This is a genomic window from Streptomyces sp. NPDC002537, from assembly GCF_053594975.1.
The window spans coordinates 78,832-104,051 of sequence record NZ_JBSFWT010000019.1; the positions used below are offsets into that span (position 1 = coordinate 78,832).

General features: G+C 73.3%; 16 protein-coding genes and 3 pseudogenes. 11 read left to right on the plus strand and 8 right to left on the minus strand.

Going from position 1 to position 25,220, the window contains the following annotated elements:
* Positions 1–45: 45 nt before the first annotated feature.
* The 4 genes and pseudogenes from ACWD4A_RS11810 to ACWD4A_RS11825 form a co-directional block, all read left to right on the plus strand.
* Positions 46–820 (plus strand): annotated as a pseudogene (locus ACWD4A_RS11810) (alpha/beta fold hydrolase); the annotation flags it as partial.
* Between the two features lie 818 nt (positions 821–1,638).
* Positions 1,639–1,908 (plus strand): annotated as a pseudogene (locus tag ACWD4A_RS11815) (carboxymuconolactone decarboxylase family protein); the annotation flags it as partial.
* 36 nt (positions 1,909–1,944) lie between these two features.
* On the plus strand, positions 1,945–2,586 hold the full coding sequence (locus ACWD4A_RS11820; RefSeq protein ID WP_451192574.1) for an MBL fold metallo-hydrolase: 642 nt from the start codon (positions 1,945–1,947) through the stop codon (positions 2,584–2,586).
* 31 nt (positions 2,587–2,617) lie between these two features.
* Positions 2,618–3,397: an exodeoxyribonuclease III gene (locus ACWD4A_RS11825; RefSeq protein WP_451192576.1), complete on the plus strand. Its 780-nt coding sequence runs from the start codon at positions 2,618–2,620 to the stop codon at positions 3,395–3,397.
* A gap of 66 nt (positions 3,398–3,463) precedes the next feature.
* Here ACWD4A_RS11825 and ACWD4A_RS11830 read toward each other — a convergent pair whose 3' ends face one another.
* A complete protein-coding gene (locus tag ACWD4A_RS11830; protein ID WP_451192617.1) occupies positions 3,464–5,299 on the minus strand; it encodes an SGNH/GDSL hydrolase family protein in 1,836 nt (611 codons plus the stop codon).
* Positions 5,300–5,448: 149 nt separating this feature from the next.
* Here ACWD4A_RS11830 and ACWD4A_RS11835 point away from each other — a divergent pair, with 149 nt between their 5' ends.
* Positions 5,449–5,889, plus strand: coding sequence for a DUF6278 family protein (locus ACWD4A_RS11835; RefSeq protein ID WP_451192579.1), 441 nt, complete (start codon positions 5,449–5,451; stop codon positions 5,887–5,889).
* 18 nt (positions 5,890–5,907) lie between these two features.
* On the opposite strand, the gene ACWD4A_RS11840 is transcribed toward ACWD4A_RS11835, so the two are convergent.
* Positions 5,908–6,654 carry a GntR family transcriptional regulator gene (locus ACWD4A_RS11840; protein ID WP_451192581.1) on the minus strand — a complete coding sequence of 249 codons (747 nt, stop codon included), beginning with the start codon at positions 6,652–6,654 and terminating at the stop codon, positions 5,908–5,910.
* A 216-nt stretch (positions 6,655–6,870) separates the two neighbouring features.
* Between ACWD4A_RS11840 and ACWD4A_RS11845 the strand changes: the two genes are divergently transcribed.
* The 5 genes from ACWD4A_RS11845 to ACWD4A_RS11865 are packed head-to-tail and all read left to right on the plus strand — an operon-like array spanning position 6,871 to position 11,142.
* A complete protein-coding gene (locus ACWD4A_RS11845) occupies positions 6,871–7,614 on the plus strand; it encodes an amino acid ABC transporter ATP-binding protein (RefSeq protein WP_451192583.1) in 744 nt (247 codons plus the stop codon).
* A 20-nt stretch (positions 7,615–7,634) separates the two neighbouring features.
* Positions 7,635–8,570 carry a glutamate ABC transporter substrate-binding protein gene (locus ACWD4A_RS11850; RefSeq protein ID WP_451192619.1) on the plus strand — a complete coding sequence of 312 codons (936 nt, stop codon included), beginning with the start codon at positions 7,635–7,637 and terminating at the stop codon, positions 8,568–8,570.
* Positions 8,567–9,211, plus strand: coding sequence for an amino acid ABC transporter permease (locus tag ACWD4A_RS11855; protein ID WP_451192586.1), 645 nt, complete (start codon positions 8,567–8,569; stop codon positions 9,209–9,211). Before ACWD4A_RS11850 ends, ACWD4A_RS11855 begins: the two co-directional genes overlap by 4 nt.
* Entirely contained in the window at positions 9,208–10,077 is an 870-nt protein-coding gene (locus ACWD4A_RS11860) for an amino acid ABC transporter permease (protein WP_451192589.1), read from the plus strand. The genes ACWD4A_RS11855 and ACWD4A_RS11860 overlap by 4 nt, the downstream gene beginning before the upstream one ends.
* Positions 10,078–10,125: 48 nt before the next feature.
* The gene (locus ACWD4A_RS11865; protein WP_451192592.1) at positions 10,126–11,142 is read left to right on the plus strand and encodes an aldo/keto reductase family protein; all 1,017 of its coding nucleotides are present in this window, start codon (positions 10,126–10,128) and stop codon (positions 11,140–11,142) included.
* Positions 11,143–11,209: 67 nt separating this feature from the next.
* Here the strand turns inward: ACWD4A_RS11865 and ACWD4A_RS11870 are convergent, their stop codons facing one another.
* The 3 genes from ACWD4A_RS11870 to ACWD4A_RS11880 form a co-directional block, all read right to left on the minus strand.
* On the minus strand, positions 11,210–12,430 hold the full coding sequence (locus tag ACWD4A_RS11870; protein ID WP_451192595.1) for a cytochrome P450: 1,221 nt from the start codon (positions 12,428–12,430) through the stop codon (positions 11,210–11,212).
* A complete protein-coding gene (locus tag ACWD4A_RS11875; RefSeq protein ID WP_451192598.1) occupies positions 12,427–12,657 on the minus strand; it encodes an MbtH family protein in 231 nt (76 codons plus the stop codon). The genes ACWD4A_RS11870 and ACWD4A_RS11875 overlap by 4 nt, the downstream gene beginning before the upstream one ends.
* A 68-nt stretch (positions 12,658–12,725) precedes the next feature.
* Positions 12,726–20,273, minus strand: a complete 7,548-nt coding sequence (locus ACWD4A_RS11880) for an amino acid adenylation domain-containing protein (RefSeq protein ID WP_451192601.1) — start codon at positions 20,271–20,273, stop codon at positions 12,726–12,728.
* A 453-nt stretch (positions 20,274–20,726) separates the two neighbouring features.
* Between ACWD4A_RS11880 and ACWD4A_RS11885 the strand changes: the two genes are divergently transcribed.
* Positions 20,727–21,899: a tryptophan dimethylallyltransferase family protein gene (locus ACWD4A_RS11885; protein ID WP_451192603.1), complete on the plus strand. Its 1,173-nt coding sequence runs from the start codon at positions 20,727–20,729 to the stop codon at positions 21,897–21,899.
* Positions 21,900–21,902: 3 nt separating this feature from the next.
* Here the strand turns inward: ACWD4A_RS11885 and ACWD4A_RS11890 are convergent, their stop codons facing one another.
* The 3 genes and pseudogenes from ACWD4A_RS11890 to ACWD4A_RS11900 form a co-directional block, all read right to left on the minus strand.
* On the minus strand, positions 21,903–23,480 hold the full coding sequence (locus ACWD4A_RS11890) for a CocE/NonD family hydrolase (protein WP_451192605.1): 1,578 nt from the start codon (positions 23,478–23,480) through the stop codon (positions 21,903–21,905).
* 162 nt (positions 23,481–23,642) lie between these two features.
* A complete protein-coding gene (locus ACWD4A_RS11895; RefSeq protein ID WP_451192608.1) occupies positions 23,643–24,833 on the minus strand; it encodes a globin domain-containing protein in 1,191 nt (396 codons plus the stop codon).
* An 84-nt stretch (positions 24,834–24,917) separates the two neighbouring features.
* A pseudogene (locus tag ACWD4A_RS11900) lies at positions 24,918–25,148 on the minus strand (Rrf2 family transcriptional regulator); the annotation flags it as partial.
* Positions 25,149–25,220: the final 72 nt, after the last annotated feature.

A 25,220-nucleotide genomic window follows, 5' to 3' on the forward strand; every position in this document is an offset into this window, starting at 1 on the left:
AACCCCGTTATGGGGCAGCCCGTGAGAGATGAGAGGGTCTGGCAGGTGAGTGAGACACCGGCGAACACCCTCCAATACCGCTCTGACGGGCCAGAGGACGCCCCCGTCCTGGTCCTGGGGCCCGCGCTGGGCGCCACATGGCATATGTGGGACCGGCAGGCACCGGAGCTGGCCCGTCACTGGCGCGTTCTCCGCTTCGACCTGCCCGGCCACGGCGGCGCGCCCGCCGAGCCCGCGCCCGCCGTCGGTGACCTCACCGACCGGCTTCTCGCCACCCTCGACGCCCTCGGCGTCGACCGCTTCGGCTACGCGGGCTGCTCCATCGGCGGCGCGATGGGCGCCGATCTCGCCCTGCGCCACTCGCACCGGCTCGCCTCGCTGGCCCTGATCGCCGCCTCCGCCCGGTTCGGCACGCCCGACTCCTGGCGGCAGCGCGGGAACACGGTCCGCACCAGCGGCATGGACCCGATCGCCCGCTCGGCGCCCGAGCGCTGGTTCACCCCCGGCTTCGCGGCGGCCCAGCCCGCCATCGTGGACTGGGCGGTGCAGATGGTCGCCACCACCGACCCCGGCTGTTACGTCGCCGCGTGCGACGCCCTCGCCGCCTTCGACGTCCGGGACGGGCTGAGCCGGATCGGCGTGCCCGCGCTGGTGCTCGTCGGCGCCGAGGACCAGGTGGCGCCGCCCGCCGACGCCCGGGTCCTGGTCGCGGGCATCCACGACGCGCGGCTCGCCGTCGTCCCCGGAGCCTCGCACCTCGCCCCGGTCGAACAGCCCGCGGCCGTCACGGATCTCCTGATGCGCCACTTCACGGCCACCTGGCGCCCGGTGGCCTCCGGCCCGGCACCGGGACGCCTCCGGCCTTCCGGCCAGGGACCGGGTCCGTCTGCCGCGCCCGGAGCCCCGGGCCATACGCACGTTTCCGGCCAAGGGCCGGTACCCGGCGAGGCTCCGGGGCACATCCCGCCTTCCGGCCAAGGGCCGGATTCGTCCTCGGGTCCTGTGCAGGGCGAGGGTCCGGGCCACGTGACGCCTTCCGGTTCGTCGCACGGCCAGTCCTCCGGCCGAGGACCGGACCTGCCTTCGGCATCCGTGCCGGGCGAGATCCCGGGGTACGGGCGGCCTTCCGGCCAGGGGCCGGGCCTGTCGTTCCCCGGGCCCGTGCCGGGTGGGGTCGCGAGCGCGACGCCGGGGCATGCGCAGGCCACGGGCCAGACGCAGGGCCAGACGCAGGGCCAGACATTCGGCCAGGGTCCGGCGCGGGCGTTTGGGCCGGAGCAGCCTTCCGGTCACATACCCGGGTCAGCGGCCACACCCGGCCCGGCATTCGGGCCGTACGTCCCGGCTCCTCAGCCGTCCGCCGCCGTGCCGGCCGACCCGACGTCCCCGTCCCCGGCCGCGCAGGCCGCCACCGCCTCCAACCCGCCGGGATTCGCCGCGCAGCCGACCGCCGCCGTACCCACCTCCCCGATGCCCGCGCAAGCACAAGGCTTCGGCCCCCCGCCCGCCCTCGGGCCGGAGCCCGGGGCGGACCCGTACGAGCGTGGTGTGCTGGTGCGGCGCGAGGTGCTCGGGGACGGATATACGGACGGTGCGGAGGCCGGCGGGGACGGCTTCGGTGCCGGCTACGACGAGTTCGTCACCCGCTTCGCCTGGGGTGGGGTCTGGGACCGGCCCGGCCTCGACCGACAGACGCGTTCGCTTCTCACCCTCACCGCCCTCACGGCCGGCGGCCACCTCGATCAGCTCGCCGTGCACACCCGCGCGGCCCTGCGCGGCGGCGTCACCCCCGGCGAGATCGAGGAGACGCTCCTGCACACCGCCGTCTACTGCGGCCTCCCCGCGGCGGACGCCGCGTTCGTGGTGGCGCGGCGCGTCATCGCCGAGGAGTCGGCTCCCCAGCCGTAGCGCCGCGCAGCGGTATGGCGTAGCAGTATGGGGATCATGAAGCTGACCAAGAAGAGCCACGCGTGCGTCCGGCTGGAGAAGGACGGCCGCACGCTCGTCATCGACCCGGGCGCCTTCAGCGAGGAGGACGCGGCCGTCGGCGCGGACGCGGTCCTCGTCACCCACGAGCACCCCGACCACTTCCACGAGGACCGGCTGCGGGCCGCCCTCGACGCCAACCCGGCCGCCGAGCTGTGGACCCTCCGCAGCGTCGCCGAGCAGGTGTCGGCGGCCTTCCCCGGCCGGGTGCACACCGTCGGCGAGGGCGACACCTTCACCGCGGCCGGCTTCGACGTGCAGGTGCACGGGCAACTGCACGCCGTGATCCACCCGGACATCGCGCGCATCACCAACGTGGGCTATCTCGTGGACGGTTCGGTCTTCCACCCCGGGGACGCGCTCACCGTGCCGGGGGTGCCGGTCGAGACCCTGATGGTGCCGGTCATGGCCCCCTGGAACAAGGTCTCCGAGGTCATCGACTATCTGCGGGAGGTCAACCCGCGGCGCGCCATCGACATCCACGACGCGCTGCTCACCGACCTGGCCCGGCCCGTCTACGACCGGATGCTCGGCCCCGACGGGCCCGGCGTGGGCACCGACCACACCAGGCTCGCGCCCGGCGAGGCCGTCACGCTCTGACACTGTCACACCCGGCCGTTAGGGTTGGCCCATGCGCATCGCCACCTGGAACGTGAACTCGATCACCGCCCGTCTCCCGCGGCTGCTGGCCTGGCTGGAGAGCACCGGCACGGACGTGCTGTGCATACAGGAGACGAAGTGCGCGGAGGACGCCTTCCCGTTCGCCGAGCTCCGCGAGCTCGGCTACGAGGCGGCCGTCAACGCCACCGGCCGGTGGAACGGCGTGGCCCTGGTCTCCCGCGTCGGCCTCGACGACGTGGTCTCCGGGCTGCCCGGCGGCCCGGAGTACGAGGGGGCGCAGGAGCCCCGCGCGATCTCCGCGACCTGTGGGGGAGTGCGCCTCTGGTCGGTCTATGTGCCCAACGGCCGCGAGGTGGGCCACGACCACTACGCCTACAAGCTGCGCTGGCTGGAGGCGCTGCGCGACGCCGTCGCCGCGGACGCCGCGGGGGAGCGGCCGTTCGCCGTGCTCGGCGACTTCAACATCGCGCCGACCGACGAGGACGTCTACGACCCGGCGGTCTTCGAGGGCGCCACGCACGTCACCCCCGCCGAGCGCGCCGCCCTCGCCGCGCTGCGCGACGCCGGCCTGTCCGACGTCGTGCCCCGCCCGCTGAAGTACGACCGCCCGTACACGTACTGGGACTACCGCCAGCTCTGCTTCCCCAAGAACAAGGGCATGCGCATCGACCTCGTCTACGGCAACGCCCCCTTCGGCAAGGCGTTCAAGGACGCCTATGTGGACCGTGAGGAGCGCAAGGGCAAGGGCGCCTCGGACCACGCCCCGGTCGTCGTCGACCTGGACGTCTAGCCCGCGGCGTCCCCGTCCCCGTCCCCGTCCCCGTCCCCGCCCCTGCCCTCGCCGCCGTCGGCCAGGTCAGATCAGCTTGCGCAGGTCGACCGAGTCGGTGAAGGCCCGCATCCCCGCGTCATTGGGGTGCAGGTGGTCGCCGCCGTCGAAGGCGGGCAGCATCCGGTCCGGCTGCCGGGGGTCGCGGATCGCGGCGTCGAAGTCGAGCACCGCGTCGTAGGCGCCGCCGTTGGCCCGGATGTGCCGGTTGATGGCGACGCGCTGCGCCTCCGCGTCCGCGGTGCAGTCGTAGAAGCCGCCGCAGGGCGCGATGGTCGCGGCCACGAACCGCATGCCCCGCTCGTGCGCCCGCGCCGCCATCGCCCGCAGCGCGGGGATCACCTGCTGTGCCGTCGTGCCCGCCCGGATGTCGTTGACCCCTTCGAAGACGATGACCGTGCGGGCCGACGTCTGCGCCAGGACGTCGCGTTCCAGCCGGTGGCCCGCGCTGACCCCGCTCAGGATCGTGCTCGTGTTGTCGCCCGGGTAGCGGTCGGTCACCACGCGGTTCCCGGAGATCCCCTCGTTCAGGATCCCGAACCTGGGCACCGCGTGCTGTCCGCGCAGCCGCCGCCCCAGCAGGTCCGGCCAGCGCCCGTTGGCGCCCGGCGTCGACCGCTCGCCGTCGGTGATGGAGTCGCCGAGCGCCACCACGGACCCGGCGCCGTCACCGACGTCCACCCCGGTCAGCAGCGGCCAGGAGTCGAGCTTCCCGGTGAACGCGCCGTCCCCGCCGTCGCCCGTGCGGTCACCGGCGCCGTCGCCCGTCATGTACGACACCTGGTTGGTGTAGCTGTGCACCGGCAGGGCCCGCACCGTGCCCGGCAGGTGGAGGCTCACCAGCAGGTCGGCGCCCTCCGGCACCCGGAACCCCAGCGGATCGCTGAACTGCTGGGCACCCGCCGGGACTTCCGCGCCGGCCCGGCCGTCGAAGGTCAGCTCCCGGGGGCGTCCGGCCGCCGCCGCGCCGCGGCCCCGGAGCGCCACGGTGGCGTGCCCGATCCGGACCGGGCGCGGTGCGAAGGTGTTCTCCAGCCGGATCCTGGTGCGCGGTCCGCCCGCGCTGCCGTGCACGACCAGCCGCAGTGTCCGGTCGGTCCACGGCCCCAACGCCGCGTAACCCGAAGGTGAAGCCGCCCAGCTTCCGGTCCACCCGTTCGTGGGACCCCGCAAGGCCATCGAGAAGACGTGCAGGTCGCTGTCCGGCCCCGGCCGTTCCGGCAGCACCACCGACGCGATCTCCCGGCCGCGCACGACCGGGACCGTCACCGCGTACAGCCGGGTGGTCTCCGCCCTGGGCCCGTCCGGCGTGACGAGGTGGGGGAGTCCGACGGCCTTCGTCGTCAGCGGGCCGCTCCGCCAGTCGGGCGCGGTCAGCCGGTAGCCGCTCCGTGAACCGTCGCGGTAGCGGACGGTCCCGGTCCCGGTGACGTCCCCGCCGGGCCCGTCGGACGTGCTGCCCGCGACGAGGAAGGACAGCGCCTCGCCCCGGCCGCTCAGCCGCACGGCCTGGCCCGCGGCCCGTACGTTGTCCGGCCTGCCCGCGGTGGAGCCGGGCCAGCGCAGCGGGGAGCGGTCGATCGTGAGGGTGCGTCCCGGTGTCCAGCCCGCGGCCCTGAGGTCCTGCGGGGAGAGCGCGTCGCCCGCTCCGTCGAAGTCCGCGTCGCCCGGCCGGGCATTCTCGCCGACCGCCGTGTTGTCGAAGAGCCGCTCCAAGGGGAGCGGCTCTCTGTCGCGTTGCGCGGTGACGGCGCCCGCCGGGACGGGTGCGACGGCGATCGCGCAGACCGCCCCCACCACCACGGCCCCGGCGGCCGTCCACCGTCTGTGCCGTTCCCCGCCGAGCCTCGATGTCCGGAGCATGTGTCTCATGCCTCCCAGCGTTCCCCGCTCTGAATGTGGCGGGATGAAGCTAAGGAGACACCTGGGGGACGTCAAGGAGGCCAACCGGCCACGTCGGGTGACCGCGCGCCTGTGGTGGGGCCATCCGTACGAGTGCGATCCTTGCCGGTATGAACATTCCCTTCTTGGACAGTTGGCGCAAGCGCCACGCCCCGGCGCACGGCGTGGCCCTGGCGGACGCGGTCGACAGGGACCCGGAGGGCCTCGCCGAACTGCTGTCGGAGTGCGAACTGCTGCGCGCGCACGCGCAGTCGGCCGGGGCCGAGCTCGACGACTCGCCGATGTCCCTGGAGGCGCTGGACCAGCTCCAGCCGCGCTGGCGCGAGGACCCGGAGCTGCTGCCCTGGCTGGGCAACGACGCGGGGCTGTACCTGGGCACGGTCGTCGTCCGCACGGTCGAGGGCGCGGGCTGGTGGATCCGGCCCGACGGCCAGCCGGTGGTCAGGCTCGCCAACGGGCGGGACATCGACGTGGTCGAGGCGGGCCAGGGCTGGGCGGCCGACGGCGCGCCCGAGCTGTCCCAGCTGTACGCGGAGCTCGCCGAGAACTGACGGCCCCGCCAAGGGGCTTCAGGTGACGAACGGGATGTCGTACTCCAGCCGCCAGCGGTCGGCGCGGACCACGATGTCGGAGGTCTCCACCGCCCGGCCGTCCCCGTCGAAGTGGGTGCGCTCGATGACCGTGACGCACTGCCCCGCCGCACAGCCGAGCGCCTCCGCCTCCGGGGTCGTCGCGGGCCGCGAACCCACCAGCTCCTGCGCCCGGACGACCCGGATGCCGATGGCCGCCAGCCGGCCGCGCACCCCGCGGCGGGCGTACGGCCCGCGCTCGGGCAGCACCACGTCGGTGCCCTCGGTGATGGCGAGGGGCTCCCAGCTGGTGGCGAGCTGCACGGGGTGCCGGTTCGCCAGGTACTCGTACTGGGTGCACAGCACCCGGTCGCCCGGCCCGATCCGCAGCCGCTCGGCGACCCGCTCGGAGGCGGCCGCCTCACTGGACGACGCCTCCCAGGTCAGCGCGGTGTCCCTGGCCGTCATCCGGGCGGCGAACGGGGAGTCGACCGCGCCGGTCGAGCGCAGCAGACTGCCCAGCGGCACGCGGTCGGTGACGAAGACGCCCCGCCCGAACTGGCCCTCCGCGTACCCCGCGGCCTTCAGTACGCGCACCGCGCGGTCCACGGTCTGGTCGCTGGCCGCGTACGCGCGCTTCAGCTCGGACCGCGAGGGGATGCGGTCCCCCACGGCGAGCCCGCCCTCGTCGATGCGGCGGCGCAGATCGTCCGCGATGCGCTGGTAGACGGGCCTGCTGTCGCCCACCGTCGGCTCCTTCCCCCTGATGCCCTCCGACGCTGTACAGGCTAGGTACCCAGGCCGGTCTGCGTACCTAGGCCATGACGCCGGGCCGCCCGGCCGCGCCGGGGCGCAGCTTCGGGTGAAACGCGCACATGCGGCGCTATTCCGGCAAACCGCTCGCAAGGGCGGTAATGTGCGCCGATAGCGTGTGTCCACCGCGGGACAGCGAGAGGGCTGGGTATGGCCGTCGATCCTCTGATCGAACTGCGGAACGTCAATAAGCACTACGGAAAGCTGCATGTCCTCAAGGACATCGATCTCACCGTCGGCCGCGGTGAGGTGGTCGTGGTCATCGGCCCGTCCGGCTCCGGGAAGTCCACCCTCTGCCGGACCATCAACCGCCTCGAACCCGTCGAGTCGGGCACGATCACCCTCGACGGCCATCCCCTCCCCGAGGAGGGCAGGGAACTCGCCCGGCTGCGCGCCGAGGTCGGCATGGTCTTCCAGTCCTTCAACCTCTTCGCGCACAAGACCGTGCTCGCCAATGTCTCCCTCGCCCAGCTCAAGGTCCGCAAGCGCGGCAAGGAGGAGGCCGACAAGCGCTCCCGCGAACTGCTGGAGCGCGTCGGCCTGCTGGCCCACGCCGACAAGTACCCCGCCCAGCTGTCCGGCGGCCAGCAGCAGCGGGTGGCGATCGCCCGCGCGCTCGCCATGGACCCCAAGGCGCTCCTCTTCGACGAGCCGACCTCCGCCCTCGACCCGGAGATGATCAATGAGGTGCTGGAGGTGATGCAGCAGCTCGCGCGGGACGGCATGACCATGGTCGTCGTCACCCACGAGATGGGCTTCGCCCGCTCGGCCGCCAACCGCGTGGTCTTCATGGCGGACGGCAGGATCGTCGAGGACCGCAGCCCGGAGGAGTTCTTCACCGCACCCGAGAGCGAGCGGGCCAAGGACTTCCTCTCCAAGATCCTCAAGCACTGAGGGAGGGACCGGTGACCTCGATGCCCCGCCCCCGCCCCCGGCCCCGCCTCCGTCGTACGGCCGCGGCCCTGGCCCTCGCCGCGCTCGCCCTGCTCGCCGCCGCCTGCGGCAAGGAGGGCAGCCCGCCCGTCAAGGGCCCCAAGGCCGACCAGCTCCCCGTCTACCACGTCGACACGGGCTTCCAGCTGCCCGACTCCCCGACCTGGCGGGCCGCGAAGAACCGCGGCCACCTCGTCGTCGGCGCCAAGGAGGACCAGCCCTACCTCGGCGAGAAGGACCCCGCGACCGGTGTCTACTCCGGCTACGACATCGAGATCGCCCGGATGATGTCCGCCTCCCTCGGCTTCGACCCGAAGACCGTCCGCTTCCGCACCATCGCCTCGGCCAACCGCGAGACCGCTCTCCAGAACGGCCAGATCGACTACTACGTCGGCACCTACACCATCAACGACCTCCGCAAGAGACAGGTCGGCTTCGCCGGGCCGTACTACATCGCCGGGCAGTCGCTGCTCGTGCGGAAGGACGAGAAGGGCATCGAGGGGCCGCAGGACCTGGCGGGCAAGAAGGTCTGCTCCGCCGCCGGCTCCACCCCGCTCCAGCGCATCCAGCGGGACTACCCCAAGGCGATCGCCGTCGCCTACGACACCTACTCGATCTGCGTCGACAACCTCCTCAGCCTCCAGGTGGACGCCGTCACCACCGACGACACCATCCTCATGGGCTTCGCCGCGAAGGCCCCCGACGAGCTGAGGATCGCCGGGAAGCCCTTCTCCAAGGAGCCCTACGGCATCGGCGTGCCCCGCGGCGACAACGCCCTGCGGTTCGCCCTCGACGACGCCATCGAGGAGCACGAGAAGAACGGCGACTGGAAGAAGGCGTACGACGCGACCCTCGGTCTCTCCGGGGTGCCCGCCCCGCGGCCCCCGGCCGTCGACCGCTACGGGAGCACGTCATGAACGTCCTGACCGACAACTGGTCCCTCTACGGCAAGGGACTGCTCGGCACCGTCGAACTCACCGTCTACGCCTCCGTCCTGGCCCTCGTCCTGGGCTTCGTGATGGCCTCCTTCCGCGTCGCGCCCGTCGGCTCGCTGCGGGTCTTCGGCGCGGTGTGGGTGGCGGTGCTGCGCAACACCCCGCTCACCCTGCTGTTCTTCGCCGTGCTGCTCGGACTGCCGCGGTTCGGCGTCGTCCTGCCCTTCCAGCTCTTCGCCGTCCTCGCCCTCGGCTGCTACACCTCGGCGTTCATCTGCGAGGCCGTGCGCTCCGGGATCAACACGGTGCCGACCGGGCAGGGGGAGGCGGCCCGCAGCCTCGGCATGACCTTCGGGCAGACGCTCGGCTCCGTCGTGCTGCCGCAGGCGTTCCGCTCCGTCATCCCGCCGGTCGGCTCGACGCTGATCGCGCTCGCCAAGAACTCGGCCATCGCCGGGTCGTTCAGCGTCACCGAGCTGCTCGGCACCTACAAGACCCTCAACGAGCTGGGCTACAGCATCATCTGGTCCTTCGTCTGGATCGCCGTCGGCTATCTGATCGTGACCCTGTCCATCAGCGCGGTCTTCAACGTGCTGGAGAAGCGCTGGGGAGTCGCCCGATGACCACGACCGCGCTCTACGACGTCCCCGGTCCGCTCGCCCGGCGCAGACACCTGGTCTACGGCCTCGCCGCGACCGCCGCGATCCTCGCCATCGTCGCCTGGATCGTCTATCTCCTCTTCGACACCCACCAGTTCACGGCGCAGAAGTGGGACCCCTTCACCTACAAGGGCATCCAGGAACTGCTGCTGCGCGGCCTCGGCAACACGCTCAAGGCGTTCGCGTACGCCGCGGTGCTCTCCGTCGCGCTCGGCGGGGTGCTCGCCACGGCCCGGCTGTCCGCGCACCGGCCGGTGCGCTGGGTCGCCACCCTGCTCGTGGAGTTCTTCCGGGCCATGCCCGTACTGGTCATGATCTTCTTCGTGTTCGTGGCCCTCAAGGTGCAGCCGCTGCCCGCCCTCGTCACCGGCCTGACCCTCTACAACGGCTCGGTGCTCGCGGAGGTCTTCCGCACGGGCGTGAACTCCGTCGAGCGCGGCCAGGGGGAGGCGGCGTACTCCCTGGGCATGCGCAAGACCCAGGTGATGGGCTACGTCCTGGTGCCGCAGGCGCTCCGGGCGATGCTGCCCACGATCATCAGCCAGCTCGTCGTCGCCCTCAAGGACACCTCGCTGGGCTTCCTCATCACCTACGAGGAGTTCCTGCACGCGGGCAAGCTGATCGCCAGCAATCTCGACTACGGGCTGCCGTTCATCCCCGTCGTCATGATCATCTCGCCGATCTACATCGGGATGTGCATGCTCCTGTCGTGGCTCGCCCACTGGGTCGCCAAGCGGCAGCGGCGCAGCCCCAAGACCGAGGCCGTCGAGGTCGCCGACGCCGAGCCCGGGACGCTGCTGCCCGGTGCCGGAACACCGCATCAGAACTGAATTCCGCATCCGCCGGACGGCCCCAAGTCCGGTGATTAATCTGAGCACATGGATTTCCGTCACCTGGGACGCAGCGGATTGATAGTCAGCCGGGTCGCTTATGGCAACTGGCTCACCCGGAGTTCTTCGAGAAGTGAGGAGACGGAACTCGCCTGTGTGCGGGCCGCGCTCGACGCCGGAATCACCACCTTCGACACCGCGGACGTCTATGCGGACACCCGCGCCGAGGAATCCCTCGGGCGGGCGCTGAAAGGCGAGCGCAGGGAAGGGCTGGAGATCCTCACCAAGGTCTTCGCGCCCACCGGCCCCGGCCGCAACGACCTCGGCCTCTCGCGCAAGCACATCCACGAGTCCATCGACAACTCCCTGCGCCGGCTGGGCACGGACCACGTGGACGTCTACCAGGCGCACCGCTTCGACCCCTCCACGCCGCTGGAGGAGACCATGGAGGCGTTCGCCGACGTGGTCCACGCGGGCAAGGCGCACTACATCGGGGTGTCCGAGTGGACCGCCGAGCAGATCAGGCGCGGCCACGCCCTCGCCCGGGAGCTGAGGATCTCGCTGATCTCCAGCCAGCCGCAGTACTCGGCGCTGTGGCGGGTGCCCGAGGCCGAGGTGATGCCCGTCTGCGAGGAGCTCGGCGTCGGCCAGCTCGTCTGGTCGCCGCTGGCCCAGGGCGTGCTGACCGGCAAGTACCTGCCGGGGCAGCAGTGGCCCGCGGAGTCCCGGGCGACGGACTCCAACGACGGCTCGCCGGTGCTGGCGAACTGGCTGACGGACGATGTCCTCGGCCGCGTCCAGCAGTTGCGGCCCGTCGCCGCCGACCTCGGGCTGACGGTCGCCCAGCTCTCCCTGGCCTGGGTGCTCCAGCACCCCAACGTGGCGGCCGCCGTGCTCGGCGCCTCGCGCCCCGAGCAGATCACCGACAACGCCAAGGCCGCCGGGGTCCGGCTGGAGGCCGATGTGCTGGCCGCGATCGACGCGGCGCTCGACCCCGTGGTGAGCCGGGACCCCGCCGCCACCCGGGACAGCAGCCCCACCGCCCCGGACTGGCGGCTCGCCTGACGAAGTATCAGAATCCGGAGGGGGCCTCCTCGCGCCGGCGAGGAGGCCCCCTTCGTTCACCGGGGCGTCACCAGACGACGGGCAGCTCCAGCAGACTGCGCACCTGCATGCCGTCCTTCCATTCCAGCTCCTCCACGGGAACCGCGCAGCGCATGCGGGGCAGCCGGTTCAGCAGCGAATCCAGTGCCACCGTCAATTCCAGCCGGGCCAGCGGGGCGCCGAGGCAGCGGTGGATTCCGTAACCGAATCCCAGATGCGGATTGTGCTCCCGCAGAAGGTCGAACCGGTCCGCGTTCTCGAAGACCGATTCATCGCGGTTGGCGGACGGAATCGCGGGCAGCACGGATTCGCCCGCGCGCACCAGCGTGCCGCTCAGCTCGACGTCCTCCGTCGCGTAACGCGCGAACGTGACATGGGAAATGAGCGGCACGTAGCGCAGCAGTTCCTCGACCGTGCCGGGCATCAGTTCCGGGTCGCTCTTCAGCAGCGCCAGCTGGTCCGGGTGCGTGAGGAGCACGTGCAGGGAGTCGATCAGCTGCGAGGAGACGGTCTCGTGCCCGGCGATCAGCAGGACGCTGGCCAGCTCCACGAGTTCCTTCTCGGAGAGCTTCTCCTCCTCGTCGCTCGCCTTGACCATCGCGCTGATCAGGTCGTCCTGCGGCTCCGCCCGGCGGGTCACCATCAGCTTGGCGATATAGCCGTGCAGCCGCTCGGTGTCGGCCTCGACCTCCTCCTCCGTCATCACCGTGGTGGCGGAGAAGGCGTCCAGCCAGCCGCGGAACTGCTCCCGGTCCTCGAAGGGGACGCCGAGCAGATCGCAGACCACGGTGCCCGCGAACGGCACCGCGAAGCCCTCCATCAGATCGCCCGGTGGGCCCGCCGCGACCAGGCCGTCGATCAGCCGGTGGGCCTCCTGCTCGATGCGCGGCCGCAGCAGCTCGACCCGGCGCATGGTGAAGACCTTGGCCAGCAGCCTGCGCAGCCGGGTGTGGTCGGGGGAGTCCATGCCCAGGATGCTGGTGTGGATGGGCAGCGGGGTGAGCCGCGACTCGTCGTGCTCGGCGGCCACCGCCCGGCTGAACCGGGGGTCCGCGAGGATCGTCTTCATGTCCGCGTGCCTGGTGACCAGCCAGGCGTCTTCGCCGAAAGGGCAGCTGACCCGTACGACGGGCTCCTCGGCGCGCAGCTTCGCGTACAGCGGGTCGACGTCGAGGGCGACCGCTTCGTTGAACGGGTAGCTGCGGGGCGATTGTTGCTCGTTCGTGTGCTCGCTCATGTGATCGCTCATGCCGACCGAACCTCCGCGAGCCGGTCGTGGTGTTCGACGAGGCTCTTGGGCCGCATGTCGGTCCAGTTCTCCTCGATGTAGGCGAGGCACTCGTCACGGGTGGCGGGGCCGCGGACGGCGGTCCACCCGGCGGGGACGGTGGTGAAGGACGGCCATAAGGAGTGCTGTCCCTCGTCGTTGACCAGCACGAGGAAGGTGCCCTCGGTGTCGTCCCAGGGGTTGTTCACGGTGCGTACCTTTCGTGGACGGGGTGCGTGAAGGTGTTCTCGTACGAGGCGCGTACGAGGCGCGCCGTTCAGACGCCGGCGGGCGGCGGGAAGAAGCCGGACGCGACGAAGTGGTCGGCGTAACGCCGGATCAGCTCGCCGTCCAGCGACGGGAAGTCGAGGCCCGAACCGGCCAGGCCCGCGAGGGTGTTGGTCCGGTCGAGGCGGAGTCCGCCCACGCGGGCCAGGGCGGGCAGCGTGTCGGTGAGGAGCACGGCCGCGTCCAGCAGCCGGGTGCCCGCCGCCGGGTCCCCGTCCGCCGCCGCGTCGGCCCGCCGCCGGAGCGTGCGGGTCCACTCGTCGAGGTCCAGGGTGTCCAGCCGGTACCCGTACGACCGCAGGTGTCCGAGGACGGTGTCGAAGGCGACGGGGGAGGGGCAGGTGAGGTGGTGCGCGAGGCCCTCGCCGCCCCCGGCGCGGGAGAGGTGGACCACGGCGGCCGCGGTCCAGTCGGCGGGGATCAGGTCGACCACCGGCGCGGGCCCTCCGGCCGCCGGGCGGGGCGCGGCGCCGATGACGAGCATGGCGCGCACGAGCTGCCAGAACACGTCCCGGTCGGAGCCCGCGCCGCTCACGGTGTCCCCGCTGATCCGCCCGCACCGGTACACGCTCACCGGGACGCCGCGGCGGCCCGCCTCCCGGACGAGCTGTTCGGCCACCCACTTGCTCTCCGTGTAGCCGCCCGGCATGACCGCTTCGGGCCGCACCCGGTGGGACTCGGGCACCGGGTCGAGGTGCTCGTCCGTCCCCACCGACACGGCGGCCGTCGAGACGTAGTGCACCGGCACCGGGCCCGACCGGGCCGCGAGCCGCAGCACCTCCTGGGTGCCCGACACATTGGCGGCCCGCAGCCGGGCGTACGGGTCGACCGCGCTGACCCGGGCGCCGTTGTGGTAGATCGCGTCGACCAGGCCCGCCAGCGCGTCGAACCGCTCGGGGGCCAGCCCGAGCAGCGGCTTCTCCAGATCGCCGGGGACGGCGATCACCCGGCTGCGGGAGAACTCGTTCCACAGCCCGTACGCCGCCATGTTCCGCCGGAGCCGGAGCTCCGCCTGCGCGGCGTCGGCGGCGCGGACCAGGCAGTGGACGTCGGCGCTCGTGCGCTCCAGGAGCTCGCGGAGCAGGAACGCGCCGAGGAAGCCGGTCGCGCCGGTCAGCAGGACGTTCTCCCGCCCGGCCGTGCGCGTGCTCGCCACCGGCGGGCCCGCGCAGACCGCCGGGTCCAGTACGGCCTCCGCGGCGAGGTCGGGACGTACGGTTTCCCGCGGCCCGCCGCCCGGTGCCGCCGGGCCGTCGACGGCCTCCAACAGCGCCGCCACCGACTGCCGTTCGAAGAGGGTACGGACCGGCAGCTCCACCCCGAGGCGGCGGCGCACCCCGCTGATCACCCGGGTCACCAGCAGCGAGTGCCCGCCCAGGTCGAAGAAGCCGTCGTCGATCGTCACCTCGGGCACGCCCAGCACCTCGGCGAACAGCTCGCACAGGATGTGCTCGCGCGGGCTGCGCGGCGCCCGGCCCGTGGACAGCGCGCCGAAGTCGGGCTCCGGGAGCGCGGACCGGTCCGCCTTGCCCGTCGCCGTCACCGGCAGCCGGTCCAGCACCACGACCGCGGACGGCACCAGGTGACCGGGCAGCAGACCGCCGAGGTAGGAGCGCAGCTCCGGGCCGTCCGGCCGCTCCGCCGCGTCCGGGGCGGGCACCGCGTACGCGGCGAGGTACGTGCCGCCGCGGCTGTCCTTCCGGGGGACGACGACGGCCTGGCCCACTCCCGGGTGGCCGCCCAGCGCCGCCTCGACCTCGCCCGGCTCGATCCGGAAGCCCCGGATCTTGATCTGTCCGTCGGTCCGGCCGATGAACTCCAGCTGGCCGTCGGCGTTCCAGCGGACCATGTCCCCGGTCCGGTACATGCGGCCGCCCGGCGCGCCGAACGGGTCGGCCACGAACCGCTCCGCCGTCAGCCCGGACCGGTGCAGATAGCCGCGGGCCAGCCCGGCGCCCGACACATGGAGTTCGCCGGGCACCCCCGGCGGCACCAGGCACAGGTCGCGGTCGAGCACATAGGCGCGGGCGCCCACGGTGGGCCTGCCGATCGGGGGCGTGCCGCCGCCGGACAGCGGCGGGCTGAGCGTCGCGCACACCGTCGTCTCGGTCGGGCCGTAGCCGTTGATGAACCGGCGCCCGGCCGACCAGCGGCGGACCGTCTCGCCGGACGGCGCCTCGCCCGAGGTGATCAGCCACCGCAGCGACGGCAGTTCGCCCGGCTCCATCACCGTCAGCGCGGCCGGGGGCAGCGTCGCGTGGGTGACCCGGTGCCGCTCGACGAGCGCGGCCAGCCCCGGGCCGGGCGCGGTGACCTCCGCGGGCGCCATCACCAGCGCGGCCCCGGTCAGCAGCCCGCCGCACAGCTCCCACACCGCGCCGTCGAAGCTGTGCGAGGCGAACTGCAGGATGCGGCTCGACTCCGTCACCCCGAACCGCCGCAGCTGCGCCTCGACCACCCCGGAGACCCCGGCGTGGGTGACGACCACGCCCTTGGGACGGCCGGTGGACCCGGAGGTGTAGATGACGTAGGCGGGCGAGTCGAAGGTCAGCGGCCGCAGCCGCTCGTTGTCGGTGACGTCCGTCTCCCAGCACAGGCCGACGGCCCGCCGGGTCTCGGCCCGGTCCAGGACGACCGTGCGCATCCCGGCCGACTCCGGCACGGGCAGCGAGGTGCCGGAGTCGGTGAGCAGGATCGCCGGCCCGGCGTCCTCCGCCATGTACGCGATGCGCGCGGCGGGGTAGCCGGCGTCCAGCGGCAGATAGGCGGCGCCCGCCTTCAGCACGGCGAGCGTGGCGACGACCGACTCGGGTGTGCGCGGCAGGGCGATCGCCACGAACCGCTCCGGACCGGCACCGCAGCCGATCAGGTACCGGGCGAGCCTGTTGGCCCGGACGTTCAACTCCCGGAAGGTCAGCGTCCGGACGGGTCCCGTGCCGTCGTCGTGGATCAGCGCGGTCGCGTCGGGCGTCCGCCGTACCTGCGCCTCGAACAGCTCCGGGAGGTGGCGGAGCGCCACGCCGGGGGTGCCGTCGCCGCTCTGCTCCAGCAGCCGCTCGCGCTCGTCGGGGAGCAGTACGTCCAGCGAGCCGAGCCGCCTGCCGGGGTCGGCGGTGACCGTGTCGAGGAGCCGCAGGAACCGGTGGACGAGCCGTTCGACGCTGCTCCGGTCGAACAGGTCGGTGCTGTACTCGGCGACCCCGTCCATGCCCCGCGGCCGCTGGTCCGCGCCCTGGCGCTCGCGCAGGCTCAGCGACAGGTCGAACCGGCACGCGCCGGTGGACACGGATCGCTCCGCGACGCTCAGACCCGGCAGTTCGGGGGCGCCCTGCGGGGCGTTCTGCATGGCCAGCAGCACCTGGAACAGCGGGTGGTGGGCGAGGCCGCGCACCGGAGCGAGGGCGTCGACGAGCCGCTCGAAGGGCACGTCCTGGTGGGCGTACGCGGCCAGGTCGGTCTCCCGGACCCGGGCGAGCAGATCGCGGAACGCGGGGTTGCCGGAGGTGTCCGTGCGCAGCACCAGCGTGTTGACGAAGAAGCCGACCAGGCCGTCGAGCGCGTGGTCGGTGCGGCCCGCGACCGGGGTGCCGACCGCGATGTCCGGGCCCGCGCCCAGCTTCGTCAGCAGGGTCACGAGTGCGGCGTGCACCACCATGAACGGGCTCGCGCCGCAACGCCCGGCCAGCTCCACGATCCGCCGGTGGAGATCGGCGTCGACCGTGAAGTGCAGGGTGTCGCCCCGGTGCGAGGCCACCTGCGGCCGGGGCCGGTCCACGGGCAGTTCGGCGCACTCGGGCAGCCCGTCCAAGACGCCTGTCCAGTAAGCGATCTGACGTGCCGCCAGGCTCTCGGGGTCGGTCTCGTCGCCCAGCAGCCGGTGCTGCCACAGCGTGTAGTCGGCGTACTGCACCGGCAGCGGTGGTCCGTCGGGCGCGGTGCCCGCGCGGCGGGCGGCGTAGGACGTCGCGAGGTCCCGCCACAGCGGGGCCAGCGACCAGCCGTCGCACGCGATATGATGCACCGTCAGCGCGAGGACGTACCGGCCGGGGCCGGGCGTGAACACCCGGGCCCGGACGGGGATCTCGGTCGCGAGGTCGAACGGTTCGCGGACCGCCGCGGCCACCGCCGCGTCCAGCTCCGCGGCCGCGACCTCCGTCACCTCCAGCCGCGGCCGCGCGGCCGCGCCGTCCAGGACGAGCTGCCGCGGCACCCCGGCCGTCTCCGGGAACACCGTGCGCAGGCTCTCGTGACGAGCCGTCAGATCGGCCAGCGCCGCCTCCAGCGCGGGCCGGTCCAGCTCGCCGTCCAGTTCGAGGACCAGGGGCACGTTGTAGGCGGAGCCCGGACCCTGGAGGCGGTCGAGGAACCACAGCCGCCGCTGGGCGAACGACAGCGGCACCTCCTCGGGGCGTACCGTCGGCTCCAGCGGCGGCCGGTCCCCGGCCGACGCCCGGCGCACGGCCTCGGCGAGCCCGGCGACGGTCGGCGTCTCGAAGACGCTGCGCACCGGGACCTCCAGACCGAGGACGGACCGCAGCCGGGTGCTGAGCCGGGTGGCGGACAGCGAGTGCCCGCCGAGCGTGAAGAAGCTGTCGTCGACGGTGACGCCGGACACCCCCAGGATGTCGGCGAACAGCCCGCACAGCAGCTCTTCGAGCGGATCGCGCGGCGCCCGGCCGCCCTCGGCGGAGCCGGTGCCGGGCTCCGGCAGCCCGCGCCGGTCGACCTTGCCGTTCGGCGTCAGCGGCAGGGTGTCCAGGACCACCGTCGCGGTGGGCACCAGGTACTCGGGGAGCCGCTCGCGCAGGAAGGAGCGGACCGAGGAGACCAGCGCACCGGTGTCCCGCGCGGCCGCGGGCGCGTTGACCAGGGACGACAGCGGCACGCCCGACGGCCCGGGGCCGCCGCCCGGGGTGCCGGGGGCGCGCGGGGTCAGCACCACGTCGAGGGTGCCCTCGTCACCGGCGGACCAGACCGCCGAGGCGCGCAGCCCCAGCTCGTCCGCCAGCCGGTGCAGTTGCTCCAGCGCGTCGGTGTCGACGTCGTCCCGGCCGCCGAGGGCGCGCACCCGGGCCTCGCCGTCCGCCCCGTCCATGGCCCGTACGGCCTTGGCCACCGGTGCGAGGCGGCCGTCCGGCACCCCGGTCAGCCGTATGTCACCGGACGGCGGCTCCGCGCGCAGCAGGGCGGCGAGCGCGTCGAGCTCGCAGACGTCCTGCCCCCACGGCAACAGCCGTACGGGCAGCTGCCGTTCCTCCGCCGCGGGGGCCTTGCGCAGCACCGCGTCGTAGCGGTAGCGCGTCAGCTCGTTGACGGACCGGCCGCGCTTCACCCGCACCTCGCTGCCGACCGTACCCGGCAGGGCGGCGGCCAGTTCGGCGAAGAACGCCGGGTCGACCAGCAGCTCCTTCTCGCGCACCATGGCGTGCTCGACCGCCGCGCGGACCGCGGCGGGGTCCGCGGGCAGCCCGTCCCCGCGGAGCCGGACGTCGGTGTGGAAGCAGCGCAGCAGCCGCAGGTTGCGGACGTCGCCGACGAACACCGACCCGCCGGGGACGAGCAGTCCGACGGCCTTGGCCAGGACGTCCGCGAGGTAGTGCGCGTCGGGGAAGTACTGCGTCACGGAGTTGACGACGACCGTGTCGAAGAAGCCGACGGGCAGGCCCGAGACGTCGTCGGCGGCGCCGGCCCGCAGCTCGACCCGCCCGGCGAGCCCGGGGTCCTGCCGCACCAGCCCGCTCAGCGCCTCGATGACCTGCCCGGAGAGGTCCGTGCCCCAGTACGCCTCGCAGTCCGGGGCCAGCCGGGACATCAGCAGGCCGGTGCCGACACCGATCTCCAGGACCCGGCGGGGACGCAGCTCCCGGATGCGGGCCACCGTGGCGTCGCGCCACTCCCGCATCTGCTCCAGCGGGATCGGCCCGCCGTCGTAACTGCTGTTCCAGCCGGAGAAGTCCTCGCCGAACCGGGCCCGCGCGACGTCGCTGTACAGCGAGTCGTAGATCTCCTGCCACTCGCCGACGCGGTCCGCGGCGTCCGCGGCCTCCTCGTCCCCGGTCTCCTCCGCCGGGACGACGTAGCCGACGAGCTGCTTCCGCCCCGGCCGGTCCTCCCGGACCACGACCGCGGCCTGGGCGACCCCCGGGTGCCCCGCGAGGACGGCCTCCACCTCGCCCGGCTCCACCCGGAACCCGCGGATCTTCACCTGGTCGTCGCTGCGGCCCACGAACTCCAGGACCCCGTCGGCGCCGCACCGCACCAGGTCGCCGGTGCGGAACAGGCGCGCGCCGGGCTCGCCCAGCGGGTCGGCGACGAAGCGCTCGGCAGTGAGCCCGGGGCGGTTCCAGTAGCCGCGGGCCAGCCCCGAGCCGCCGAGGTAGAGCTCGCCGACCTCGCCCGGCGGCACCGGCGTCAGCCGGGGGCCGAGCACCTCCGCGCGCATCCCCGCCATCGCGGCGCCGATGGGCACCACCGTGCCCAGCACGCCCGCGTCCGCCACCCGGTGGCAGGTCGCGAACGTGGTCGTCTCGGTCGGCCCGTAGCCGTTGACGACCGCGGTCTCCGGGCACGCCCGCAGGACCCGCCGGACGGCCGCGGGGGAGACCGCGTCACCGCCCGTCCACACCTCCCGCACCCCGTGGAAGCACTGCGGCGCCTCCTCGGCGAGCACCGAGAACAGCCCCGCGGTCACCCACAGCCCGGTGATCCCCGCCTCCGCGACCGCGGCCTCGACGGCCCGCGCGTCCAGCTCGCCGGGCGGCGCGACCACGACCGCGCCACCGGACAGCAGCGGCACCCACAGCTCGTACGTCGAGGCGTCGAAGGCGTGCGGCGAGTGCAGCAGGACCCGGCCGTGCGCGCCGCTGCGCCACGCCCGGTCGCGGGCGAGGCCGACCACGTTCTCATGGGTGACGGCGACGCCCTTGGGCGTGCCGGTCGAGCCGGACGTGAACATCACGTACGCCAACTGGCGTGGCTCGCACGGCTCCAGGGGGACGGGTCGCGCCTCGTCGGGCCCGTGCGCGTCGTCCGCCGTGAGCCCGTCCGGCTGTACGGGCAGCACCCGGCGCCCCGCGGTGATCCGGGCGTCCGCTCCCTGACCGGCCGTCAGCAGGACGCCGGCGCCGGTCTGGTCCAGGATCCAGCGCAGCCGGGGGACGGGCTGCCGCGGATCGAGCGGGACGTAGCAGCCGCCGGACTTGACGACCGCGAGCAGGGAGATCACCAGCTCCGCCGAGCGGTCCATCAGCACGCCCACGGTGCCGCCCGGCCGCAGCCCCTCCGCCGCCAGGCGGCGGGCCAACCGGTCCGCGAGGGCGTCGAGTTCGCGGTAGGTCAGGACCGTTTCCGCCGCGCCCCCGGATATCGGGCCGCTCACCAGCGCCGTCGCGTCGGGGGTGAGCGCCGCCTGCCGGGCGAACGCCTCCGGGAGCGTCGTGGGGAGCGCCTCGGGCGGGTCGGTACGGTCGGCGGGGGACGAGGGGAGCGGGGCACCGGCGGCGGTACGGGATGGGGCGGAGTGGTGCTGTGCGGACACGCGTCAACAACTCCTCTGCACAGGCTTCCCGGAGCACGGCGGCGCCGACTTTCTCCGGTTGGCCGCATGTGGACAGGGCACATCGGTCCGCGAGTTCCGTGAACCGACGAACGATGTGTAGCGATCATGTCGCAGAACGTCGTGATGCGGACCAACACCGTGCATGATCCGGCCGTTTCCGCTCCCCCTTGCCCGAGCCGTGTCGTAACCGGCGGTAACACGCAGGACGGGCGGCCGTACGGGGCAGGCCGCCGGGGCCTCCCGACCGAACCTCCGGCCGGGCTCCGGCGCGCGGTGGAGCGCCTCGCCCATACGCGCGAAGTGCGGCACATTGGCCGGAACATAGGCCCGATAAGGGGCCCGCGGGCAATTGTCGGGCAAAGCTCTGACAGCCCCCGCCCGGCGGTGGGACGATCACGCTCGTTTTTCCGTCACGACGCACAGGGAGACACCATGGAGTCCGCAGGCCACGGCCCCCGGCAGCCCCGGCCGTCAGGCGTCTTCACCCCCGACACCGGGGTCATAGCCGAGATGATCGGGCGCCCGATGCGCTTCGACTCCGACCGCTACGCGCCCACCGACACCTACGCGGAGACCGCCGCCGACAAGGTGCTGCGCGCCCGCCGCGCCCTCGGACTCACCGGCGAGAGCCGCGAGTCGGTCCTCGCCCTCCTGCGGGAGCTCACCGGGCCCTGGGGCGAACTCCCCGTCGGCACACCCCCCGAGCGCGCCTGCTGGGTCTCCATCGACGGCATGCCCTTCGAGCTCTCCGTCGCCTGGGCGGGCGGCAAGGCCGGCGTCCGGCTCTCCTTGGAGTCCCCCACCGGCCCGGCCCGGGACCGGATGCGGGACGGCATGGCCCTCACCCGGCGGCTCGAAGGCCGCCCCGGCGTCTCCCTCGAACCGTACCGGCGGATCGAGGAACTGTTCACCCCGGACGAACCGCAGGGCTACTTCTCGGTCTCCCACGCCGTGGCCTGGGTCCCCGGCGGCCCGCCCGCCTACAAGGTGTTCCTCAACCCGGCGGCACACGGCCGGGAACAGGCCGCCGCCCGCACCGAGGAGGCCCTGAAGCGCCTCGGACTGGAACGCCCCTGGCGCGCCCTGGCCGAGCACCTCGGCGACGGGTTCGGCCCGGAGCACGAACCCGTCGCCCTGGCCATGGACCTCGTGCCCGGCGAGGCGCTGCGGACCCAGGTGTACCTGGCGCACTCCGGCGTCACCGCCGACGGGATCGAGGCCGAGGCGGCCGTCGACCCCGACCACGTACCCGGCTCCTTCGCCCGCGCGCTGCGCGCGGTCAACGGCCCGGACGACGCGCCCGAATGGAAGCGGAAGCCGCCGGTCACGACGTTCACCCTGCGGCCGGGGCGGGAGTCGCCGACGGCCACGCTGTACGTCCCGATGATCCCCGTGCACGACGACGACGCGGCCGCACGGGACCGGGTGGCCGCGTTCCTGCGGTCGGAGGGCGTGGACCCGGCGCCGTACGCGGCCGTGCTGGACGCGGTGTCCGACCGGCCGCTGCCGGAGTCGCGCACCCAGAACTTCATCTCCTACCGGGGTGGCGAGTCGCCCCGGTTCTCGGTCTACCTGGCCCCGGGCACCTACCGGCCCGCCGACTGACGGCTAGTCGCGCACGGGCACCGACAGCTCCGGGGCGGTGAACGTCAGCTTCCCGCCTGCGGGGTTGTGGTCGATGTACAGCGGGTCCACCGTGTCGACGACGAGCGCCAGCCGGTGCCCGGCCGGTACGTCGTACCCCGTCGCGAACAGCTCCAGGTCCACCCCGGACGCCCGCCCCGGCACCGCGTTCCGGAAGGTGTACGGGGCATGGCTGATCAACTTGCCGATGCCCAGCGGACCCACGTCGTAGAGGTAGGCGACGGCCGTCCCGGTGTCCTTGTCGCTCGTCACCGAGGTCCGCACCCGGACGGCGCCGCGGATGTGCTGGTCGCTGCCGTACGGGCCGGTCTCCCACACCGCGGCGTAGGAACGGGGCAGCAGCGGCACGGACACCAGCGGCGGCACCTTGAGGAACTGGTCCAGGGCGTTGGAGAGGATGGCGGTGCCCCCGTCGGCGCCGGAGTCGACGCCGGTGCGGATCGTCCGGGTGCCGTCCAGCCGGACGGTGCGCGCGTTCCGCTGGACGTCCGCCCAGCTCCGGTACGGCTCGTAGCCACCGCCGGAGCGGGAGGCGAGCTGGACGGGTGCCTCGCGGTCGATGCCGTTGGCCTCGCCCTTGAGGTAGCGGTCGAACCAGCGGCGGGCGTGCTCCCAGGTGTCGTTGGGCAGCCCGAACAGGCCCGTGGCCTCGGCGGTGGCGTGGTCGCCGGGCCGGAACTCCAGGCGCTTGGGGCCGGCCAGCCGCTCGTAGAACTTCGCGTACTGGTTCGGGGTGAAGACCGAGTCGCCCCACGCGTTGCCCAGCATGATCGCCGCACCGTTGGCGTTGATGCGGTCGAGGTAGGTGGCGGGGGACCGCTTGGTGCCCCAGTCCAGCATGTCCTGTTCCTTGGCGAGGTTGTTGCCGAGGAAGTCCTTGAGGATGCGCTGGAGTTCGTCGCCCGGTCTGCCGGTGAGCCTGCCGAGACCGCCGAGCAGCTCGGCGGCCTGGCGGTGCTGGGTGTGCTCGCCGTAGATCGACTCGTTGAGGTCGGCCCAGCCGCTCAGCGCGGTGACCGCCTTGACGCGTTTGTCGAACGCCGAGGACAGCAGGCTGATGCCCGCCCCGTACGAGATGCCGCCCATGCCGATCCGGTCGGGGTCGGCGGGGGTGTTGGCGAGCGCCCAGTCGATGACCTTGGACGCGTCGGCGATGTCCGGCGGCCCAGCCGTCTCGATCTTCCCGCCGGACAGCCAGAAGCCGCGGGCCGTATAACTGACCACCACATAGCCGGACTCGGCGAGCTGCTTGGCCTGCGCGAGGTATTCGAACTGCGGCATGGCCCAGCTGGTGGGGAACACGATCAGGGGGTGGCGGCGCGAGGTGTCCGCGGGGGCGAAGACGTTGCCCTTGAGGGTGATGCCCCCGGAGCCGGGGATGTCGGTGAAGCGGACGGCCGCCGCGGCCGCCCGCGCCGCCGCGGCGGGGCGGTCCGGCGCGGCCTGGGCGGCGGGGGCGAAGCCGAGGGCGGTGGTGGTGAGGAGCGCGGCGGAGGCGGCGCCGAGGGCCGTGGTGCGCACGGCCTTCCGAGGGTGTCGCACGGTCACTCTCCTGACGTCGGTGCGGCGCCCCCGTTCATGGGGGCGCCGCACGCCGATGCGAAGTGACCCGACGGTAACCTCAGTTGCTTACCCGGGGTAATGGCAAGTTAAGTTACGCATGGGTAACGATTCGATGGCCCGGCCACGGAGATCGACGGCCCGTCAGGAACCGTCGCCCAGCCACAGGTCCGGGCCGAACACCTCGTAGTGGATGTCGGCGGCCGCCACTCCCGCCGCCAGGAGCTGGGCGCGGACGGCGCGCAGGAAGGGCAGTGGACCGCAGAGGTAGGCCGTGGTGCCCGCGGGGATGTCGATGAGCGAGAGGTCGGCGAGGCCCGTGCGGTCGGCCGGGTGGGCGGCCTCCGGCTCCTCGTACCAGAGGTGCGCGACCGCGTCCGGGAGCTTGGCCGTGAGCTGCAGGAGGTCGGCGCGGAAGGCGTGGGCGGACTCGCTGCGGTCGGCGTGCACGGCGATCACCCGGCGGGCGGCTCCGGCGGCCGCCAGGTGGGAGAGCATCCCGATCATCGGCGTGCAGCCGATGCCCGCGGAGGCGAGCAGCACGGGCGAGTCGCCCGGTTCGAGGACGACGTCGCCGAACGGCGCGCTCACCAGCAGGGTGTCGCCCACGCCGAGCCGGTCGTGGAGGTGGTGGGAGACCTCGCCCGCGGGATCGCCCGCGAGGCGCTTGACGGAGAACTGGAGGGCGTCGTCGGGGTGGCCGGAGAGGCTGTACTGACGGATCTGCCGCGCGCCGTCGGGGAGTTCCACCTGCACGGAGACGTACTGGCCGGGGCGGGTCGCGGGCAGTGGGCGGTCGTCGAGCGGGCGGACGAGGAAGGTGGTGACCTCGGCGGTCTCCCGGACCCTGCCGACGATGCGGTGGGGGACGAGGGTGTCCCCGTCCGGGGCGCCGGCCTCCGCGTACAGCCGGGCCTCGATGGCGATGAGGGCGTTGGCCATCAGCCAGTAGACCTCGTCCCAGGCCGCGGCCACCTCCGGGGTGACGGCGTCGCCGAGCACCTCCACGATGGCGGCGAAGAGGTGCTTCCGGACGAGCGGGTACTGCGCCGGCGCGATGCCGAGCGAGGCGTGCTTGTGGGCGATGCGCGCGAGCGTCGCGTCGGGGCGCGCGTCCGGGTGCTCGACCAGCGCGGCGGCGAAGGCGGCGATGGAGCCCGCGAGGGCCTGCTGCTGGCTGCCGTTGGCCTGGTTGCCCCGGTTGAAGAGGTCGCGCAGCAGCTCGGGGCGGTCCGCGAAGAGCTTGTCGTAGAAGAGCGGGGTGATCTCGCCTATCGCGCCGCCGACCGCAGGGAGGGTGGCGCGGACGATCTCGGTCGACTGGGGGGACAGCATCGGCGGCTCCTGACGTCCGACTGAAATATGTATTTCAGATGCGTATTTAACGGTGTGCGGAACGGCCCATGGGGCCGGGGGGTTTCAGTCCATGGGGCCGGTGCCCAGGCTCAGCAGGAGGGGGCCGGTCGGCGGGCCGGTCAGGTCCTCGACCGTGATCGGGTCCAGGGCGGCGAAGAACGCCTCCTGGGCGCCGCGCAGCGCGCCGCGCAGCCTGCACGCGCCGCGCAGCGGGCACGGCGGGTCGTCCTCGCAGCCGACGACGTCGCCCGTGCCCTCCAGCTCGCGCACCAGCCGGCCGATCGAGGCGTGTCTCGTTCCTGGCGAAGCGTCAGGCAGCCTTAGCAAGGCCTCACCCACCTATGGTGTTTGTGACCATGGATGAGA

Bases quoted from the DNA above. Each gene is read 5' to 3' on its own strand.
- ACWD4A_RS11870 (WP_451192595.1), bottom strand. From the start codon at position 12,430: ATGAGCGATCACATGAGCGAGCACACGAACGAGCAACAATCGCCCCGC.
- ACWD4A_RS11830 (WP_451192617.1), bottom strand. From the start codon at position 5,299: ATGCTCCGGACATCGAGGCTCGGCGGGGAACGGCACAGACGGTGGACG.
- ACWD4A_RS11865 (WP_451192592.1), top strand. From the start codon at position 10,126: ATGGATTTCCGTCACCTGGGACGCAGCGGATTGATAGTCAGCCGGGTC.
- ACWD4A_RS11835 (WP_451192579.1), top strand. From the start codon at position 5,449: ATGAACATTCCCTTCTTGGACAGTTGGCGCAAGCGCCACGCCCCGGCG.
- ACWD4A_RS11850 (WP_451192619.1), top strand. From the start codon at position 7,635: ATGCCCCGCCCCCGCCCCCGGCCCCGCCTCCGTCGTACGGCCGCGGCC.
- ACWD4A_RS11885 (WP_451192603.1), top strand. From the start codon at position 20,727: ATGGAGTCCGCAGGCCACGGCCCCCGGCAGCCCCGGCCGTCAGGCGTC.
- ACWD4A_RS11855 (WP_451192586.1), top strand. From the start codon at position 8,567: ATGAACGTCCTGACCGACAACTGGTCCCTCTACGGCAAGGGACTGCTC.
- ACWD4A_RS11825 (WP_451192576.1), top strand. From the start codon at position 2,618: ATGCGCATCGCCACCTGGAACGTGAACTCGATCACCGCCCGTCTCCCG.
- ACWD4A_RS11895 (WP_451192608.1), bottom strand. From the start codon at position 24,833: ATGCTGTCCCCCCAGTCGACCGAGATCGTCCGCGCCACCCTCCCTGCG.
- ACWD4A_RS11860 (WP_451192589.1), top strand. From the start codon at position 9,208: ATGACCACGACCGCGCTCTACGACGTCCCCGGTCCGCTCGCCCGGCGC.
- ACWD4A_RS11820 (WP_451192574.1), top strand. From the start codon at position 1,945: ATGAAGCTGACCAAGAAGAGCCACGCGTGCGTCCGGCTGGAGAAGGAC.
- ACWD4A_RS11845 (WP_451192583.1), top strand. From the start codon at position 6,871: ATGGCCGTCGATCCTCTGATCGAACTGCGGAACGTCAATAAGCACTAC.